The sequence below is a fragment of the Pseudomonas sp. B37(2017) genome (assembly GCF_002112885.1).
GTDB lineage: Bacteria > Pseudomonadota > Gammaproteobacteria > Pseudomonadales > Pseudomonadaceae > Aquipseudomonas > Aquipseudomonas paraglycinae.
The window spans coordinates 19,985-37,187 of sequence record NZ_NEIX01000015.1 but is presented as its reverse complement, the minus strand read 5'-3'; the positions used below and the strand labels follow the sequence as shown (position 1 = coordinate 37,187).

The 17,203-nt window shown below is 62.2% G+C and carries 15 protein-coding genes and 1 other RNA gene; 10 read left to right on the top strand and 6 right to left on the bottom strand.

Annotation, left to right across the window (positions count from 1 at the left end):
* The first annotated feature begins 71 nt into the window (after positions 1–71).
* The 4 genes from ligA (at position 72) to CAF90_RS26560 (ending at position 6,145) form a co-directional block, all read left to right on the top strand.
* Positions 72–2,429, top strand: coding sequence for an NAD-dependent DNA ligase LigA (gene ligA, locus CAF90_RS26575; protein ID WP_085609026.1), 2,358 nt, complete (start codon positions 72–74; stop codon positions 2,427–2,429).
* 157 nt (positions 2,430–2,586) lie between these two features.
* The gene (locus CAF90_RS26570; RefSeq protein ID WP_085609025.1) at positions 2,587–3,753 is read left to right on the top strand and encodes a putative zinc-binding metallopeptidase; all 1,167 of its coding nucleotides are present in this window, start codon (positions 2,587–2,589) and stop codon (positions 3,751–3,753) included.
* Positions 3,754–3,864: 111 nt separating this feature from the next.
* An RNA gene (gene ffs, locus CAF90_RS26565) (signal recognition particle sRNA small type) lies at positions 3,865–3,961 on the top strand.
* A 228-nt stretch (positions 3,962–4,189) separates the two neighbouring features.
* On the top strand, positions 4,190–6,145 hold the full coding sequence (locus CAF90_RS26560) for a hypothetical protein (protein WP_085609024.1): 1,956 nt from the start codon (positions 4,190–4,192) through the stop codon (positions 6,143–6,145).
* 9 nt (positions 6,146–6,154) lie between these two features.
* Here the strand turns inward: CAF90_RS26560 and CAF90_RS26555 are convergent, their stop codons facing one another.
* Complete coding sequence (locus CAF90_RS26555) at positions 6,155–6,904, bottom strand: ABC transporter substrate-binding protein (protein WP_085609023.1); 750 nt, start codon at positions 6,902–6,904, stop codon at positions 6,155–6,157.
* A 145-nt stretch (positions 6,905–7,049) separates the two neighbouring features.
* Between CAF90_RS26555 and dnaX the strand changes: the two genes are divergently transcribed.
* The 5 genes from dnaX to CAF90_RS26530 all read left to right on the top strand — a co-directional run bounded on the left by dnaX (position 7,050) and on the right by CAF90_RS26530 (position 12,720).
* Positions 7,050–9,128, top strand: a complete 2,079-nt coding sequence (gene dnaX, locus CAF90_RS26550; protein ID WP_085609022.1) for a DNA polymerase III subunit gamma/tau — start codon at positions 7,050–7,052, stop codon at positions 9,126–9,128.
* Positions 9,129–9,195: 67 nt separating this feature from the next.
* Positions 9,196–9,534, top strand: coding sequence for a YbaB/EbfC family nucleoid-associated protein (locus CAF90_RS26545; protein WP_007951650.1), 339 nt, complete (start codon positions 9,196–9,198; stop codon positions 9,532–9,534).
* Between the two features lie 262 nt (positions 9,535–9,796).
* A complete protein-coding gene (locus CAF90_RS26540; protein ID WP_085609021.1) occupies positions 9,797–10,831 on the top strand; it encodes an NADP-dependent oxidoreductase in 1,035 nt (344 codons plus the stop codon).
* Positions 10,832–10,897: 66 nt separating this feature from the next.
* Complete coding sequence (gene recR / locus CAF90_RS26535; RefSeq protein WP_007951652.1) at positions 10,898–11,500, top strand: recombination mediator RecR; 603 nt, start codon at positions 10,898–10,900, stop codon at positions 11,498–11,500.
* A 71-nt stretch (positions 11,501–11,571) separates the two neighbouring features.
* Positions 11,572–12,720 carry an acyl-CoA dehydrogenase family protein gene (locus CAF90_RS26530; RefSeq protein ID WP_085609020.1) on the top strand — a complete coding sequence of 383 codons (1,149 nt, stop codon included), beginning with the start codon at positions 11,572–11,574 and terminating at the stop codon, positions 12,718–12,720.
* Between the two features lie 127 nt (positions 12,721–12,847).
* Here CAF90_RS26530 and CAF90_RS26525 read toward each other — a convergent pair whose 3' ends face one another.
* Entirely contained in the window at positions 12,848–13,396 is a 549-nt protein-coding gene (locus tag CAF90_RS26525; RefSeq protein ID WP_003223345.1) for an adenine phosphoribosyltransferase, read from the bottom strand.
* Between the two features lie 78 nt (positions 13,397–13,474).
* A complete protein-coding gene (fnr, locus tag CAF90_RS26520; RefSeq protein ID WP_007951654.1) occupies positions 13,475–14,209 on the bottom strand; it encodes a fumarate/nitrate reduction transcriptional regulator Fnr in 735 nt (244 codons plus the stop codon).
* Positions 14,210–14,364: 155 nt separating this feature from the next.
* Here fnr and CAF90_RS26515 point away from each other — a divergent pair, with 155 nt between their 5' ends.
* Complete coding sequence (locus tag CAF90_RS26515) at positions 14,365–14,847, top strand: hypothetical protein (protein ID WP_085609019.1); 483 nt, start codon at positions 14,365–14,367, stop codon at positions 14,845–14,847.
* Here CAF90_RS26515 and hemN read toward each other — a convergent pair.
* The 3 genes from hemN to ccoS all read right to left on the bottom strand — a co-directional run bounded on the left by hemN (position 14,844) and on the right by ccoS (position 17,197).
* The gene (gene hemN, locus CAF90_RS26510; RefSeq protein ID WP_011333280.1) at positions 14,844–16,226 is read right to left on the bottom strand and encodes an oxygen-independent coproporphyrinogen III oxidase; all 1,383 of its coding nucleotides are present in this window, start codon (positions 16,224–16,226) and stop codon (positions 14,844–14,846) included. The genes CAF90_RS26515 and hemN overlap by 4 nt on opposite strands.
* An 82-nt stretch (positions 16,227–16,308) precedes the next feature.
* Complete coding sequence (locus CAF90_RS26505) at positions 16,309–16,992, bottom strand: sulfite exporter TauE/SafE family protein (protein ID WP_039770036.1); 684 nt, start codon at positions 16,990–16,992, stop codon at positions 16,309–16,311.
* Entirely contained in the window at positions 16,985–17,197 is a 213-nt protein-coding gene (gene ccoS, locus CAF90_RS26500; RefSeq protein ID WP_007951659.1) for a cbb3-type cytochrome oxidase assembly protein CcoS, read from the bottom strand. The genes CAF90_RS26505 and ccoS overlap by 8 nt, the downstream gene beginning before the upstream one ends.
* Between the last annotated feature and the right edge of the window lie 6 nt (positions 17,198–17,203).

Genomic DNA, 17,203 nt, shown 5'->3' with positions numbered 1-17,203 from the left:
GCAATAAAGGGGCAATCGGCAAAATAGATTGAGCAGCCTCGGCTGCTCTTTTGCTTTATGAGAGAACACCCATGACTGCCGCCGAAACCCGCATTCTAGAGCTGCGTGCTGAACTAGATCAGCACAACTACCGTTACCACGTTCTCGATGAGCCGAGCATTCCGGATGCCGAGTACGACCGGTTGTTCCACGAGCTCAAGGCGCTGGAAGCGGCCAACCCGGAACTGATCACCAGCGACTCGCCGACCCAGCGCGTCGGCAGCGTGGCGCTGACCGCGTTCACCCAGGTGCGTCACGAGGTGCCGATGCTCAGCCTCGGCAACGCCTTCGAAGAAACCGACATGCGCGAGTTCGACCGCCGGGTGACCGAAGGTCTGGATCTGCCGGCCGGCGACCTGTTCGGCGGTGGCGCGGCGGTGGAATACAGCTGCGAGCCGAAACTCGATGGTCTGGCGGTCAGCCTGTTGTATCAGGACGGCGTACTGGTGCGCGGCGCCACCCGCGGCGACGGCACCACTGGTGAAGACATCAGCGTCAACGTGCGCACCGTGCGCAACATCCCGCTGAAGCTGCACGGCGAAGGCTGGCCGGCGACCCTGGAAGTGCGCGGCGAAGTCTTCATGTCCAAGGCCGGTTTCGAACGCCTCAATGCCTCGCAACTGGAAGTAGGTGGCAAGACCTTCGCCAACCCGCGCAACGCCGCCGCCGGCAGCCTGCGCCAGCTGGATTCGAAGATCACCGCCAACCGTCCGCTGGAATTCTGTTGCTACGGCATCGGTCAGGTGTCCAACGACATCGCCGACACCCACATCGGCAACCTCAAGCAACTGCAAGCCTGGGGCATGCCGATCAGCCACGAATTGAAGCTGGCCAAGGGCATCGGCGAATGCCTGGATTACTACCGCGATATCGGCGAGCGCCGTAACTCGCTGGCCTATGAAATCGACGGTGTGGTGTTCAAGGTCAACAGCATTGCCGACCAGCGCGAACTGGGCTTCCGCGCCCGGGAACCGCGCTGGGCCATCGCCCACAAATTCCCGGCCATGGAAGAACTCACCGAACTGCTCGATGTGGAATTCCAGGTCGGCCGCACCGGCGCCGTCACCCCGGTGGCGCGGTTGAAACCGGTCAAGGTTGCCGGCGTCACCGTGGCCAATGCCACGCTGCATAACATGGACGAAGTCGCCCGGTTGGGCCTGATGATCGGCGACACGGTGATCATTCGCCGCGCCGGTGACGTGATCCCGCAAGTGGTGCAAGTGGTCATGGAGCGTCGCCCTGAAGACGCGCGGCCGGTGCAGATTCCGGAGAGCTGCCCGGTCTGCGGCTCCCACGTCGAACGCACGCAACTGGTCAAGCGCAGCAAGGGCAAGGAAACCATCAGCGAAGGCGCGGTGTATCGCTGCGTTGGCCGACTGGCCTGCGGTGCGCAACTGAAGCAGGCGATCATTCACTTTGTATCGCGCCGCGCGATGGACATCGAAGGCCTCGGTGACAAGAGCGTCGAGCAACTGGTCGATGAAGGTCTGGTCAGTTCGCCGGCTGATCTTTACGCGTTGAAGTTCGAGGACATCGTCGATCTCGAAGGCTTTGCCGAGGTTTCGAGCAACAAGTTGCTGGCCGCCATCGAGGACAGCAAGAAGCCGGGTCTGGCGCGCTTCATCTATGCGCTGGGCATTCCGGATGTCGGCGAGGAGACAGCCAAGGTTCTGGCACGTTCGCTCGGGTCGCTGGAGCGTGTTCAGCAAGCCTTGCCGCAGGTGCTGACGTACTTGCCGGACATCGGCCTGGAAGTGGCGCACGAGATTCACAGCTTCTTCGAAGATGCGCACAACCAGCAGGTGATCACCGAGCTGCTGGGCCACGGTTTGCAGATTCAGGATCAGGGCGAGCTGGGCGCCGAGTTTGCCGCGAGCACCACGCTGGGTGGCTTCCTCGACAAGCTGCACATTCCTTCGGTCGGGCCGGGTGGCGCGCAGAAGCTGGCGGACAAGTTCGAATCGCTGGAAGGGGTGATGAACGCGGACTGGCTGGACATGCGCCAGGCGTTGCCGGAGAAGCAGGCCAATTCGGTCCGCGAGTTTTTCGCCTTGCCCGAGCATCGTCAACTGGCTGAAGACGCCGAGAAGCAACTGCGCGATTTCGGCATGCACTGGCAGAGCGAAAAGAAAGTCGTCGAAGGCCTGCCGCTGGCTGGCGAAACCTGGGTGCTGACCGGCAAGGTCGAGCTGATGAGCCGCGATGTCGCCAAAGAACACCTGGAAAGCCTCGGCGCCAAGGTCGCCGGTTCCGTGTCGGCCAAGACCCATTGCGTGGTCGCCGGGCCGGGCGCGGGGTCGAAACTGACCAAGGCCAACGAACTGGGCGTGAAAGTGATGGATGAAGAGGCGTTTATCGCGTTCCTGAAAGGACACGGTATCAGCGCTTAACCGATGATCGTTCCCACGCTCCGCGTGGGAATGCCGCCCCGGACGCTCCACGTCCGCTGTGACGCAGAGCGTCACGGTATGCGTTACCACGCGGAGCGTGGGAACGATCTGCGTGCAGGAATGATCTAGTCTTGGCAAGCCCAAGGGAGAGATCGCCATGTACCGCTTTTTCGAGCAGCTCAGTTCCCGCATCGTCGCGCCGTTCATGGGCGAATCCTCGCGCAACAGCAAAATCTGGCCGTGCCGCTGCGGCCAGTCGCTGTTCTTTCGCAACAGTCAGTGCCTGGCCTGCAACGCGGCGCTGGGTTATCAACCGGAACACAGTCGCCTGACCTCGCTGCAACCGGGGCCGCAAGAGGGCACCTGGACGCTGGACGTTGATCCCGAGGCTGGACTGTTCCGGCGCTGCGCCAACCTCAACACCCCGGCGGCCTGCAACTGGCTGCTGCCCGCCAACGATCACGACACCCTGTGCGCGGCCTGCGATCTGAATCGCACCATCCCCGATCTGTCCGTCCCGGAAAACCCCGAACGCTGGCGCAAAGTGGAAATCGCCAAGCGGCGGCTGGTGGCGCAACTGATCAGCCTCGGCCTGCCGGTCGTCCCGAAAACCGTCGACGAAGCCACCGGCCTGGCCTTCGATTTCATCGGCGTCGACCTGCAAGGCAACGCGCCGATGACCGGCCACGCCAACGGCCTGATCACCCTCGACATCGAAGAAGCCGACGACGCCCACCGCGAGCGGGTCCGGGCGCAGATGCATGAACCTTATCGCACGCTGCTAGGGCATTTTCGCCATGAGGTCGGGCACTACTACTGGGATCGCCTGATCGACAACGGCCCGTGGCTCGGTTCATTCCGCAATCTGTTCGGCGATGAACGCGCCAGTTATGCCGAGGCGCTGGAGCGGCATTATCAACAGGGCGCGCCGGCGGACTGGTCGCAGCACTACGTCAGCGCCTACGCCACCATGCACCCGTGGGAAGACTGGGCGGAAACCTGGGCGCATTACCTGCACATGATGGACGCAGTGGACACGGCGCTGGGCTTCGGCATGAGCGCCCGGGAGATGGACCTCGACTACCAGCCGTTTCCGCCGAGCACGCTGTACGATCCCGAGCATCCCGGCGGCGCGGCGTTCCTGTCGTTCGTCAACGCATGGATCGAACTGGCCGGCATGCTCAACGAGCTGTCCCGCAGCATGGGCCAGCCGGATTTCTATCCGTTCGTGCTACCGCCGGCGGCGATCGCCAAGCTGCACTTCATTCATCTGGTGATCCAGCAAGAGGGCGGCCGCGCGGACGAGGTGCTTCAGGCGCAATAGCAAGTGCTTGAAGCCCTTCATATTTTTAATCTGCAACCAGCGGTTGTAACTTCGTCTCAGATAGGTACAATGGCGCGGCTCGCCGACAGGCGAGTGTCGTTATGGTGACCCTATCGGTCCCCCCGCAACGATTACCCGTGAACCTGGTCAGAGCCGGAAGGCAGCAGCCACAGCGGGAACATTGTGTGCCGGGGTGTGGCTGGTAGGGTTACCACCTTAACGAACATCGAACGCGTCGACTGAACTGCATGGGTTTTGCCCACTGCGGTTTTTTTATGCCTGCGATTTGCCGGTTCGTACCCAAACCTCCTGCTCTCGAGTGCGCCGACACGGGGTAATCATTTGCTCTTCAATCGCGCATACTCGCAGCCGCCGAAATAAATGAAGAGTCTGGCTGGGATCGACCTTAGGGTCTGCGCCCTGGCCGCGAGGTTTTATGCTCCCGGAACATTCCGATCTATCCAGCCCTGTGTTCTTGCCCGTCACGGATGAAACCTGCGCGAACCTGTTGCAGGCGGGTGGGGCCAAAGTGCTCGAAAGCCTGACCGATCCGGAGTTGGCGGCGGTGCTGGTCATCCAGAATCTGGTGCAGACGAAAGAGCAGGATCTCGGCGCCGTGGCGGCCGAGAAGATTCTGGCCAAGCTGTTGGCGTGGGCTGTCGATACTCGTCAGGCAACGACCGCGGGCCTGCTGTCCGAAGCCCAGCGACTGTTCGACCCGCGCAAACTGTATTTCGGCCTGAAGGTCCTGAACCCTCTGAACCTGCGTTTTCTGTTGGCTGAAGAAATATCGGCACGCGACTACTTGTTGCCCGACGGCCAGTGGGATTTCGAATACAAAGTCCGGCGCCATCGCAGTCATGACCCGTTCAGCCAGCCGATAGTGACGCCCCGTTACCGCGAGCGCTGGTTGAGCCCGGCGCAGGACAAACTGGTCAGGACCTTCCGCGCCAACCTGGACGAAGACCTGCACGTTCAAGGTTACGCGGGTATCGGCAAGAGCCATCTGCTGGTCGCTTTGCTGGAACATCTGCGCCCGGAAAAGACCCTGTTGCTGGCGCGCACCCCGGCCAAACTGGAAGTTCTTCGCCAGCGCATGGTGGGGCCGAGCGAGAAGAAGGCCGGCAAGACCTTCCTGGCGTTTGCGCAGTCGCTGATGCTCGGGCGCAGGCCTCAGGAGGAGGCAGGGCGAATCCCGACCCGTCAGGCGCTGGCGCAGGAACTGAATATCTTCGGTTTTCGCCACCACGACGGGCAGGCGACCCTTGAACTCTGCCTCAAAGTGATCGAACGCTACTGCCGCTTCCGCGATCACACCTTTTCGGCGAAGCATCTGCCGCATTTCAACCAGCCGCTCTCCAGCGTCGACGCTCAGGTGTTGCTGGAGTATTCGAGCCGGGTGTGGGGCTACCTCGAGCTCAACCCGGCGTGGGGCAGCCAGACTGGCTTCGAAGCGCTGCTGATGATCAAGCGCGCCTGCATCGCCGGCTGCGTGGTGCCCGCGCGCTACACGCACGTGCTGATCGACGAGAGCCAGGACATTCCCGGCTCACTGTTGCAGATTATCGAACGCGGTCGTCAGGTGTTGATCACCCTCGGCGACGAGTACCAGCAGGCCAGCGGTGTGCCGGTCAAACGGCACCGTGAGGTTCGCCAAAGCGATATCAGCTATTCCGTGCGTTCGGGTCGCAACGTCGAACGGCTGGTCAACCCGCTGATCGCCCGGCATTCGCAGAAGGGCAAGATTCCGTTCGAAGGCGCCAGCGATGCTGATGTCGTCATCAAGGAATACCCGGAAGGTTTCGTGCCGTCCGAGGGTTGCGTAGTGCTGACGGCATCGCCGTGGGACAGCATGATCTGGGCCATCCACCTGCACGATTCCAACTGCAAGTTCAGATTCCCGGACAAGCGAACCCAGGATGAGCTCAAGCATTTCATGGCCACCGCCATCGAACTGTTCAAACCTGATTTCTATCGTTCCGAATTCAGCGAAAACGGCGTGCATCCGTACTTCAGCGACCTGCCTGACTGGCAAGCCGTGTGCGATGCCAATCAGTTCGACGAGTCGTTTCTGCGGGTCAAGGCCAAGCTGGAAAGCGGCTTCATGATTGCCGACCTGACACGCCTGAACCGAATGATCGACAACGCCGGCAATGGCTGCCTGCTGATGCTCGCGGAAGAGGCGGGGGGCATGGAGTTCGACAAGGTCCTGCTGACACCGGGGTTGCTGACCAACGAGAAATTCAAGGATGCCTACGCGTTCGACCAGCGGATCTGCGCCGTGTACATCGCCATCTCCCGCGCCAGGCTGAAGCTATACGTGCCGTACGATGTGGTGGCGTGGGTCGAGTATCACGAGTACCAGCAGTTTCGTGATACGGCGGGGCATTGAGGGGCTGCCTCACGGTTCGCCGCCCGCGCTGCCGGTATACAACCGAATAATGTCATCAATCTCCCCCGACATTTTCATTCGCAGCAACGTCCTCAATATCCGCTGCACCGGCACATTCGGATCGTTGCGCACATAGCAGCCGACTTTCTGCTCCTGCAACACCGCCACCGCTTGCAGTTGCTGCCCCGGCAGCAGGCGCTGGTTGAACCAGTCCAGGGTCCATTGATTGCTCACGGCGTAGCGGTAGCGGCCGGCCAGCAGTTTGTCGAGCACTTGTTCCTGATTGCGTGCGTCTTCGCGCCAGAGTCGGTCGGTGTCGAATATCGGTTGCAGCGTAGGGTAGCTGTAGCCGAGCACGGTGCCGATCGACTGGCGGGGCAGGTGGGCAGGATCGGCGTTGGGCGGTTGGTCCTGGCGGCTGATCAGCAGGTCACGCTGGAACAGCAGCGGAATGCTCCAGATGTAATCCCCGGACAGGTTCGGCAGCCAGGATTGTGCGGCATAGCAGCGCACGTCGACTTCGCCGTGTTCCATGGCGTTCTGCACCCGGGCGCGGGGCAGGACGTGAAATTGTGCTGGCACGCCGACCTGGGTCGCGAGGCTGAGCATCATGTCGTAGAGGATGCCCTGGGTCGGGCGGCCGCGTTCGATCTGCACCATCGGCATTGCCCAGCTGTCGGCAACCACGAAGCGCAGCGGCGGTGGCGACGCCATCGCGCTCAGGCTCAATCCCAGTAATGCCCCCACGGCCCACCGCATAAACGCTCCGGTAATTCCTGATCCCGAGCCGACAAAAGCCCTCGCTCATGCAGCTTAGCCAGAATAGACGAGCACACCGGATGCAATTTTGGCCTTGCTCCGCTAGCATTAGCCGCTTCTGCTTCCTTTGCCGCGACGGTTTTCGATGAGTTATCAGGTTCTTGCACGTAAATGGCGTCCGCGCTCGTTCCGCGAAATGGTCGGCCAGACCCATGTGCTCAAGGCTCTGATCAATGCCTTGGACAGCCAGCGGCTGCACCACGCCTACCTCTTCACGGGTACGCGGGGCGTCGGCAAGACCACGATTGCGCGGATCATCGCCAAATGCCTGAACTGTGAAACAGGTATCACTTCAAGCCCCTGCGGCGAGTGTTCGGTGTGCCGCGAGATCGATGAAGGCCGTTTCGTCGACCTGATCGAGATCGACGCCGCGAGCCGGACCAAGGTCGAGGACACCCGCGAGCTGCTCGACAACGTGCAGTACGCCCCGAGCCGCGGGCGCTTCAAGGTCTACCTGATCGACGAAGTGCACATGCTCTCCAGCCATTCCTTCAATGCGCTGCTGAAAACCCTCGAAGAGCCGCCGCCCTACGTCAAGTTCATCCTGGCGACCACCGACCCGCAGAAACTTCCGGCAACGATTTTGTCGCGATGCCTGCAGTTCTCCCTGAAGAACATGACGCCCGAGCGCGTGGTCGAGCATTTGACCCACGTTCTGGGCGCCGAAAACGTCCCGTTCGAAGACGACGCGCTGTGGCTGCTCGGCCGCGCGGCCGACGGTTCGATGCGTGACGCCATGAGCCTGACCGACCAGGCCATCGCCTTCGGTGAAGGCAAAGTGTTGGCCGCCGATGTACGGGCGATGCTCGGTACGCTGGATCACGGCCAGGTCTACGACGTGCTGCACGCGCTGATCGAAGGCGACGCCAAGGCGTTGCTCGAAGCCGTGCGTCATCTGGCTGAACAGGGCCCGGACTGGAACGGCGTGCTCTCGGAAATTCTCAACGTGCTGCACCGCGTCGCCATCGCCCAGGCCTTGCCGGAAGGTGTCGACAACGGCCACGGCGACCGTGACCGAGTGTTGGCGCTGGCCCAGGCGTTGCCGGCCGAAGACGTGCAGTTCTATTACCAGATGGGCCTGATCGGTCGCCGCGACTTGCCGCTGGCGCCGGACCCGCGAGGCGGTTTCGAAATGGTGCTGCTGCGGATGCTGGCCTTCCGGCCGGCAGACACGGCGGACGCCCCGAGGCAACCGCTAAAGCCAGTGGGGATCAGCCAGGCCACAGTTGATTCCGCAAACTCAGTGGCTGCCGCGCCAAAACCTGCGCCGGTAGTTGCTGCGGCTGTTGCGCCCGCGCCAGCGCCGGTGGTTGAACCTGCGCCGGCTCTCGAGCCTGCACCGGTTGCCCCGGTGATTGCGCCTGAACCCGTTCCTGAGCCTGAGCCGGTCGCCGTTGAAGAAGTCGTCGACCTGCCGTGGAATGACCCGGTAGAACCGGCGCCTGTGCAGCAGCCAGCGGTCGAGCCGGTGCTGGAAACCACCGCCGAACAGCCGGACCTGCCGCCCATGCCGCTGCCGACCCCGGACAGCGTCGTGCCGGACGCTCCGGAATGGGCCGCCGCGCCAATTCCCGAGCCGTCGGTGGCCGACGTCGATGCCGCAACACCGGGCATGGACATGGACGACGAGCCGCCGCTCGACGAGGACTACATCGAGCCGGACATGGATTCGGCCTACAGTTACCTCGACGATCTGGCCAGCGAACACGCCGCAGAACCGGCTCCCGAACCCGAGCCGGAGCCTGCCGCCGCGCCGGCCACCGGTCTGGCCCTGCAATGGCTGGAGCTGTTCCCGCAACTGCCGATCTCCGGCATGACCGGCAGCATCGCCGCCAACTGCACGCTGATCGCGGTCGATGGCGACAACTGGCTGATGCACCTGGACCCGGCCCACAGCGCCTTGTTCAACGCCACCCAGCAGCGTCGTCTGAACGATGCGCTGAACCAGTTCCACGGGCGCACGCTGACCCTGACCATCGAGCTGATCAAGCCCGAGCAGGAAACCCCGGCCCAGGCCGCGTCCCGGCGCCGTGCCAACCGTCAGCGCGAGGCGGAGGAATCGATCCACGGCGATCCGTTCATCCAGCAGATGGTGCAGCAGTTCGGTGCGGTCGTGCGACACGATACTATTGAACCTGTCGACGCCCTGGTCAGTCAGGGCTAATAACTGAGGGCGTCCGGCCTGTCTGGCCGGGCGCTGTTTTGATCCAAGTACTTTTGAGGTGATTCCCATGATGAAAGGTGGCATGGCCGGCCTGATGAAGCAGGCGCAGCAGATGCAGGAAAAAATGGCCAAGATGCAGGAAGAACTGGCCAACGCCGAAGTCACCGGCAAAGCCGGTGGCGATCTGGTCACCGTGGTGATGACCGGTCGTCATGACGTGAAAAAAGTCAGCATCGACCCGAGCGTACTGCCGGGCCTGGACGAAGACGACCGCGAAGTGGTCGAGGATCTGGTGGCTGCAGCCGTCAACGCCGCCGTGCGTCAGATCGAAGCCAACAGCCAGGCCAAGATGGGCAGCATGACCGCTGGCATGAACCTGCCGGCCGGTATGAAACTGCCGTTCTGATTCGCCTTTGCGGGTTGGATGAGCTACAAAAAATGCCAGGCATCGCGCCTGGCATTTTTGTTTCTGGCCGGTAGAGATGTGTTGGCTGTAATGACGCCTTCGCGAGCAAGCCCGCTCCCACATGGGATTGCATTTCAAATGTGGGAGCGGGCTTGCTCGCGAAAGCGTCAACACGATTTGCCGGAATAAACATCGAACACCCCACCGCCCCAAGGGTCTGCTTCCTATACCCTCGAATTCATCATTCAAAGGAGACGCTGACATGTCCGACCCTCTGACCCTCAATCAACGCTTCGTGCTGGCCTCGCGGCCGGTAGGTGCGCCAACGCCCGAGAACTTCCGTCTGGAGCGCGAGGCGCTGCCGGACCTTGAAGACGGCCAAGTGTTGCTCAAGACCCTGTACCTGTCGCTCGATCCCTACATGCGCGGGCGCATGAGTGACGCGCCGTCCTACGCGGCACCGGTACAAATCGGCGAGGTGATGACCGGCGGGGCTGTCAGCCGGGTCGAACAGTCGCGTCATCCGAAATTCCACCCTGGCGATCTGGTGGTCGGTGCCACCGGTTGGCAAAGCCACAGCATCAGCGATGGCCGCAACATCATCCCGATCCCGTCCGGCCTGCCGAGCCCGTCGATGGCGCTCGGCGTACTGGGCATGCCCGGCATGACCGCGTACATGGGCCTGATGGACATCGGCCAGCCAAAAGAAGGGGAGACCCTGGTGGTTGCCGCCGCGTCCGGCGCCGTGGGTTCGGTGGTCGGCCAGGTCGCCAAGATCAAAGGCCTGCGCGCCGTTGGCGTGGCCGGTGGAGCCGAGAAGTGCAAATACGTGGTCGAGGAACTGGGCTTCGACGCCTGTATCGATCACAAGGCGCCAGACTTCGCCGAGCAACTGGCCAAGGCCTGTCCCAATGGCATCGACATCTATTATGAAAACGTCGGTGGCCATGTCTTCGATGCGGTTGTGCCGCTGCTCAATCCCAAGGCGCGGATCCCGCTGTGCGGCCTGATCGCCGGCTACAACGCCTCGGAAGCGCCGAAAGGCCCGGATCGCCTGCCTGCACTGCAACGCACCTTGCTGACCAAGCGCGCACGGATTCAGGGTTTCATCGTGTTCGACGACTACGGCGACCGTCAGCCGGAATTCATCAGCGCCATGGTGCCTTGGGTGCGCGACGGCAAGGTGAAATTCCGCGAGGACGTGGTCGAGGGCCTGGAGCAGGCGCCGCAAGCGTTTATCGGGCTGCTGGAGGGGCGCAACTTCGGCAAACTGGTGGTGAAGGTCGCCCAGGACTGAGGATTTGACGCTGGCCGGAGGCGCGGGTATAAACCGCGTCTCGTTGTTTTGTCGGACTTTTCCCCCATGAGCTTCAGCCCTTTGATTCGCCAACTGATCGACGCCCTGCGAACTTTGCCGGGCGTGGGTCAGAAAACTGCCCAGCGTATGGCGTTGCAGTTGCTCGAACGTGACCGCAGCGGCGGTACGCGTCTGGCCCAGGCCTTGAGCCAGGCCATGGAAGGGGTCGGACACTGCCGCCAGTGCCGCACGCTGACCGAAGACGATCTGTGCCCGCAATGCGCCGACACCCGTCGCGACGACACGCTGCTGTGCGTGGTGGAAGGGCCGATGGACGTCTACGCGGTCGAACAGACCGGATTCCGTGGTCGCTATTTCGTGCTCAAGGGGCATCTCTCGCCGCTGGACGGCCTGGGCCCGGAAGCCATCGGCATTCCGCAGTTGATGGCGCGGATCGAAGAGGCGGGCACCTTCACCGAAGTCATCCTCGCCACCAACCCGACCGTGGAAGGCGAAGCGACGGCGCACTACATCGCTCAGTTGCTGCAGAACAAAGGCCTGATCGCCTCGCGCATCGCCCACGGCGTACCGTTGGGCGGCGAACTGGAGCTGGTGGACGGCGGCACGCTGGCTCACTCGTTTGCCGGGCGCAAGCCGATTTCCCTCTGAGCCACACAATCCTGTTGAAAACCAAGCAAGCGCTCGGTTAAGTTCGGCGAACCCTTCCATGGAGTTCGCCGATGCCCGCCTTCCAGGAATACTTCGACCCCAGCCATCAAATGGTCCGCGACAGCGTCAGACGTTTCGTCGAGCGCGAGATCCTGCCGGACATCGATGCGTGGGAAGAAGCCGAAAGCTTTCCCCGTGAGCTGTACCTCAAGGCCGGTGCGGCCGGCATTCTCGGCATCGGTTACCCCGAAGCGCTGGGCGGCAGTCACGAAGGTGATCTGTTCGCCAAGATCGCCGCCAGCGAAGAACTGATGCGTTGCGGCTCCGGCGGGCTGGTAGCCGGGCTCGGTTCGCTCGACATCGGTTTGCCGCCGATCGTCAAATGGGCCCGACCCGAAGTGCGTGACCGTGTCGTCCCTCAAGTGCTCAGCGGCGAGAAAATCAGCGCATTGGCCGTTACCGAACCGGGCGGTGGCTCCGACGTCGCCAACCTGCAGACCCGCGCCGTACGCGATGGCGATCATTACCGGGTCAGCGGCAGCAAAACCTTTATCACCAGTGGCGTACGCGCCGACTACTACACCGTCGCGGTGCGTACCGGTGCGCCCGGTTTTGGCGGTATCAGTCTGCTGCTGATCGAGAGGGGCACGCCGGGTTTCACCGTCGGCCGGCAACTGAAGAAAATGGGCTGGTGGGCGTCGGACACGGCTGAATTGTTCTTCGACGATTGCCGGGTGCCTGTGGGAAATCTGATCGGCGCTGAAAACATGGGATTCGCCTGCATCATGGGTAACTTCCAGAGCGAACGTCTGGCCTTGGCGCTGATGGCCAACATGACCGCGCAACTGGCGCTGGAAGAAAGCCTGAAGTGGGCGAAGGAGCGTGAAGCGTTCGGCAAACCCATCGGCAAGTTCCAGGTGATCAAGCATCGCCTCGCGGAAATGGCCACGGCGCTGGAAGTCTCGCGGGAGTTCACCTACCGGCAGGCGGCGAAAATGGCGGCGGGGCAGAGCGTGATCAAGGAGATTTCCATGGCCAAGAACTTCGCCACGGACACCTCGGACCGCATCACCAACGAGGCGGTGCAGATTCTTGGCGGGCTGGGTTATATGCGCGAAAGCCTGGTGGAGCGGCTGTATCGGGATAACCGCATCTTGTCGATTGGCGGCGGGACGCGGGAAGTGATGAACGAGATCATCAGCAAACAGATGGGGCTTTAGATTTTTTGGTGACGCTGGTGGCCCTTTCGCGAGCAAGCCCGCTCCCACATTCGATCGTGCTCCATCAGGGGAATGCGGTCGAATGTGGGAGCGGGCTTGCTCGCGAAGGCGTAACGGCAGGCGCCGCTTACTTGTCAGTCAACGCAAACTGCGTCAGGCAGAACGTCGGAATCCCCATGTCCTCAAGACGCTGCGAACCACCCAGCTCCGGCAGATCGATGATCGCTGCCGCTTCATGAACGCGGGCGCCCATGCGGCGGATCAGGTTGGCCGCTGCGATCAGCGTGCCGCCGGTGGCGATCAGGTCATCGAACATCACCACCGAATCGCCTTCACACAGGCTGTCGGCGTGCACTTCGAGGAACGCTTCGCCGTACTCGGTCGCGTAACCTTCAGCCAGCACGTCCGCCGGCAGTTTGCCTTGCTTGCGGAACAGCACCAGCGGCTTGTTCAGCTGATAGGCCAGCACCGAACCGATCAGGAAACCGCGCGCATCCATCGCACCGATATGGGTGAAGTCGGCTTCCACATAGCGGTGGGCGAAGCTGTCCATCACCAGGCGCAGGGCCTTGGGCGACTGGAACAGCGGGGTGATGTCGCGAAAGATCACGCCCGGTTTCGGGAAGTCGATCACGGGGCGGATCAGGGATTTGATGTCGAAGGAGTCGAAGACCATCGTCGAGGTGTCCTGGCAGGGCTGCAAACGGCGCAGTATACCCGCGGCTGAAACGATACGCTCGGCCGCGGGTCGAGATCAGACTTCGAGCGAGCCGCCGGCCAGGGCGCAGAGCTGGATCGGGTCGAGGATATGGATTTCCTTGCCCTCGGCTGCGATCAGTTCGTTCTGCTGAAAGCGGGTGAAGACCCGGGACACGGTTTCCACCGCCAGCCCCAGGTAGTTGCCGATTTCATTGCGCGACATGCTCAGGCGGAACTGGTTGGCCGAGAACCCGCGAGCGCGGAAACGCGCCGACAGGTTGACCAGGAAGGTGGCGATGCGCTCGTCGGCGGTCTTCTTCGACAGCAGCAACATCATCTGCTGGTCGTCGCGGATTTCCCGGCTCATCACGCGCATCAACTGGCGGCGCAGCTGCGGCAATTGCAGGGCCAGTTCGTCGAGGCGTTCGAATGGAATCTCGCAGACCGAAGTGGTTTCCAGCGCCTGGGCGGAAACCGGGTGTTTCTCGGTGTCCATGCCGGACAGCCCGACCAGTTCGCTCGGCAGGTGGAAGCCGGTCAGTTGTTCTTCGCCGGTGTCGCTCAGGCTGAAGGTCTTGAGGGCGCCGGAGCGTACTGCATAAACGGAATCGAAGGTGTCGCCCTGGCGGAACAGGAACTCACCCTTTTTCAACGGGCGGCCACGTTTAACGATTTCGTCCAGCGCATCCATGTCTTCCAGATTCAGCGAAAGTGGCAGGCAGAGAGGGGCCAGGCTGCAATCCTTGCAATTAGCCTGGTTGTGAGCGCGCAGTTTAACTGGCTCGGACATTTCTTAAATCCTTGTGGGAAAACACACATAAGGCGTAAGGGTAACCCAGCGGAGGACATTCAGGCCAGTCTGTGGCGAGATTGCCCCCACGGCATAAAGCCGCAGGGATGACGGCCGATAAACAGGTATCTGACGGCATGCAAGGAACCGCTTCGATGACTGCTATTGGTACGCTGACCCCCGGTAACAGTGGCGTTGCGTCGTTGCTGGAAAGTGCTGAAACCTCCGTTGACGATGAGTCCGGCACAGACGCGGCATCGTTGGGAAGCCCGACCTTGGTCGAGGGCGTCAAAGTGTCGCTGTCCGGTGCCGCCATTGCAAAATCCGCCGGTGCCGGCGGGAAAAACCGCGATATCGAAGAAAGCGGTTTGCCTGAAAACGTCCAGCAATTGCTGAAGATGATCCGCAAGTTTCGCCAGCAGATCGCCGAAAAGAACGCCCAGATCAACGCGCTGATGGCCAACAAGACCCTCTCCAACGAAGAGCGATTCGCCAAGATCGCTGCCCTCAAAGGCGCCATCTCCGCCCTCAACAACGGTCTGATCACCGCCAACCTGTCTCTGGCCAAAGTCATCGACCAATCGGGCCTGACCGCAGACCAGAACCTGAAAACCAACTCGCTGCTGATGAAGAGCTAAATCACCCGCGAAAAACGCTGGCGGTTCTGCTGTTCCAGATACGCGTCGAACACCATGCACACCGAACGCACCAACAGGCGCCCGGCCGGTAGCACGGTGATGCGCTCGCGATCCAGTTCGATCAGCCCGTCCTGCGCCATGCCCTGCAATTGTGGCCAGAGCGCGCCGAAGTAACCCTGAAAATCGATGTTGAAGCTGCGCTCGATCTCGGCGAAGTCCAGGCTGAAATTGCAGATCAGTTGCTGGATCACCGCGCGGCGCAAGCGATCGTCAGCGTTGCACACCAAACCCCGGCTGGTGGCCAGTTGCGCGCCGGCGAGGGTGTTCTGGTAGTGATTGAGGTCGCTGCTGTTCTGGCAGTACAGATCACCAATCTGGCTGATCGCCGACACGCCCAGACCGATCAGGTCGCAATGACCGTGGGTGGTGTAACCCTGGAAATTGCGTTGCAAGGTCGATTCTTCCTGAGCAATCGCCAGTTCATCGTCGGGCAGGGCGAAATGGTCCATGCCGATGTAGCGGTAGCCGGCGGCGGTCAGTTGTTCGATGGTGCGTTGCAGCATTTCCAGCTTCTGCGCCGGGCTCGGCAGTTCGTTGCCGTTGATCCGCCGCTGCGGCATGAAGCGTTCCGGCAGGTGCGCGTAGTTGAACACCGACAGCCGGTCCGGTTGCAGGCTGATAACTTCCTCGACGGTGCGGGCGAAGTTGTCCGGAGTCTGCTTGGGCAGGCCGTAGATCAGGTCGATGTTGATCGAGCGAAATTGCAGGGTGCGTGCCGCGTCGATCACCGCACGGGTTTCTTCCAGGCTTTGCAGGCGATTGACCGCCCGTTGTACTGCCGGGTCGAGATCCTGCAGGCCGATGCTGACCCGGTTGAAGCCCAATTCCCGCAGCAGGCCCATGGTCGACCAGTCGGCTTCGCGCGGGTCGATCTCGATGCCGTAGTCGCCGGAGTCATCGTCCAGCAAATTGAAATGCTTGCGCAGGTGCGCCATCAACTGGCGCAACTCATCGTGGCTAAGAAAGGTCGGCGTGCCGCCGCCGAAGTGCAGTTGCTCGACTTTCTGCGCCGGGTCGAGGTGGCAGGCGATCAGCTGGATTTCCTGCTCAAGCCGTTGCAGATAGGGCAACGCGCGGCCGCGATCCTTGGTGATGACCTTGTTGCAGGCGCAGTAGTAGCAGATGTTCGCGCAGAACGGCACGTGCACGTACAGCGACAGCGGGCGCAGGGCTTTGCGGCTGTCGCGCAGGGCGTGGAACAGGTCGAAGGTGCCGACCTGACTGTGAAATTGCACGGCCGTCGGGTACGAGGTGTAGCGCGGCCCCGCCAGGTCGTAGCGGCGGATCAAATCGGTGTCCCAACGAATGGCGTCGAGCATGCGGGCATTCCCCCGGATAGGCTGGCAGTGTGCCGAGTCTAGGGGAGGGCACAAAAAGGCATCTTGATTTGCATCAACGGGATCAGTGGCCCATCAGCCAGTGCTGGTGCGGCCCCGGCAGGGTCCAGATGCCGAACAGGATCACCAGCAGACCGCCGGCCATGCGCACGCTGCGTTTGCGCAACAGCGCGGTCACTCGTTCGGCCGCGAGGCCGGTTGCCAGCAACACCGGCCAGGTACCGAGCCCGAAGGCGAGCATCAGCAACGCGCTGTCCAGTGCATTGCCCTGACTGGCCGACCACAACAACGTGCTGTAAACCAGCCCGCACGGCAGCCATCCCCACAGCGCGCCGAGCAGCAAAGCCCGGGGCAGGCTCGAAACCGGCAGCAGGCGATTGGCGACTGGCTGGATGTAACGCCACAGTCCGCGACCGAGGCTTTCGATGCGGGTCAGGCCGCTCCACCAGCCCGCCAGATACAGGCCCATGGCGATCAGCAGCAACCCGGCGAGCACGCGCATGAACAGCGCAGCAGGACTGTTGGCCACCGCCCATCCCGCCAGCCCGATCAGCAATCCGGCCGTGGCATAGCTGAGAATCCGCCCGAGGTTATAGGCCAGCAACAATCGAAAGCGTCGGCTGCGTTGTTCCTTGGGAATCGCCAGGGTCAGCGCGCCCATCAAGCCGCCGCACATGCCCAGGCAATGCCCGCCGCCGAGCAGGCCAAGAATCAACGCAGACACCAGCAGTGGCGCCAGTTCAAGCATGGGGTGGCGCCTTGTCGTCCGGTTTGGCGGGGTTGGCTTCGTCTACCGCAGCGGTGTGGTTCGGGTCCTGGTCGTCGAACAGGATGCTGTGGGCCGGGCCGTCGAGGTCGTCGTACTGGCCGCTGTCCACCGCCCAGAAGAAGATGTAGACGGCGATGGCCACGATCAGCAGCGCGGCCGGAATCATCACGTAGAGAGCTGGCATCTGTAC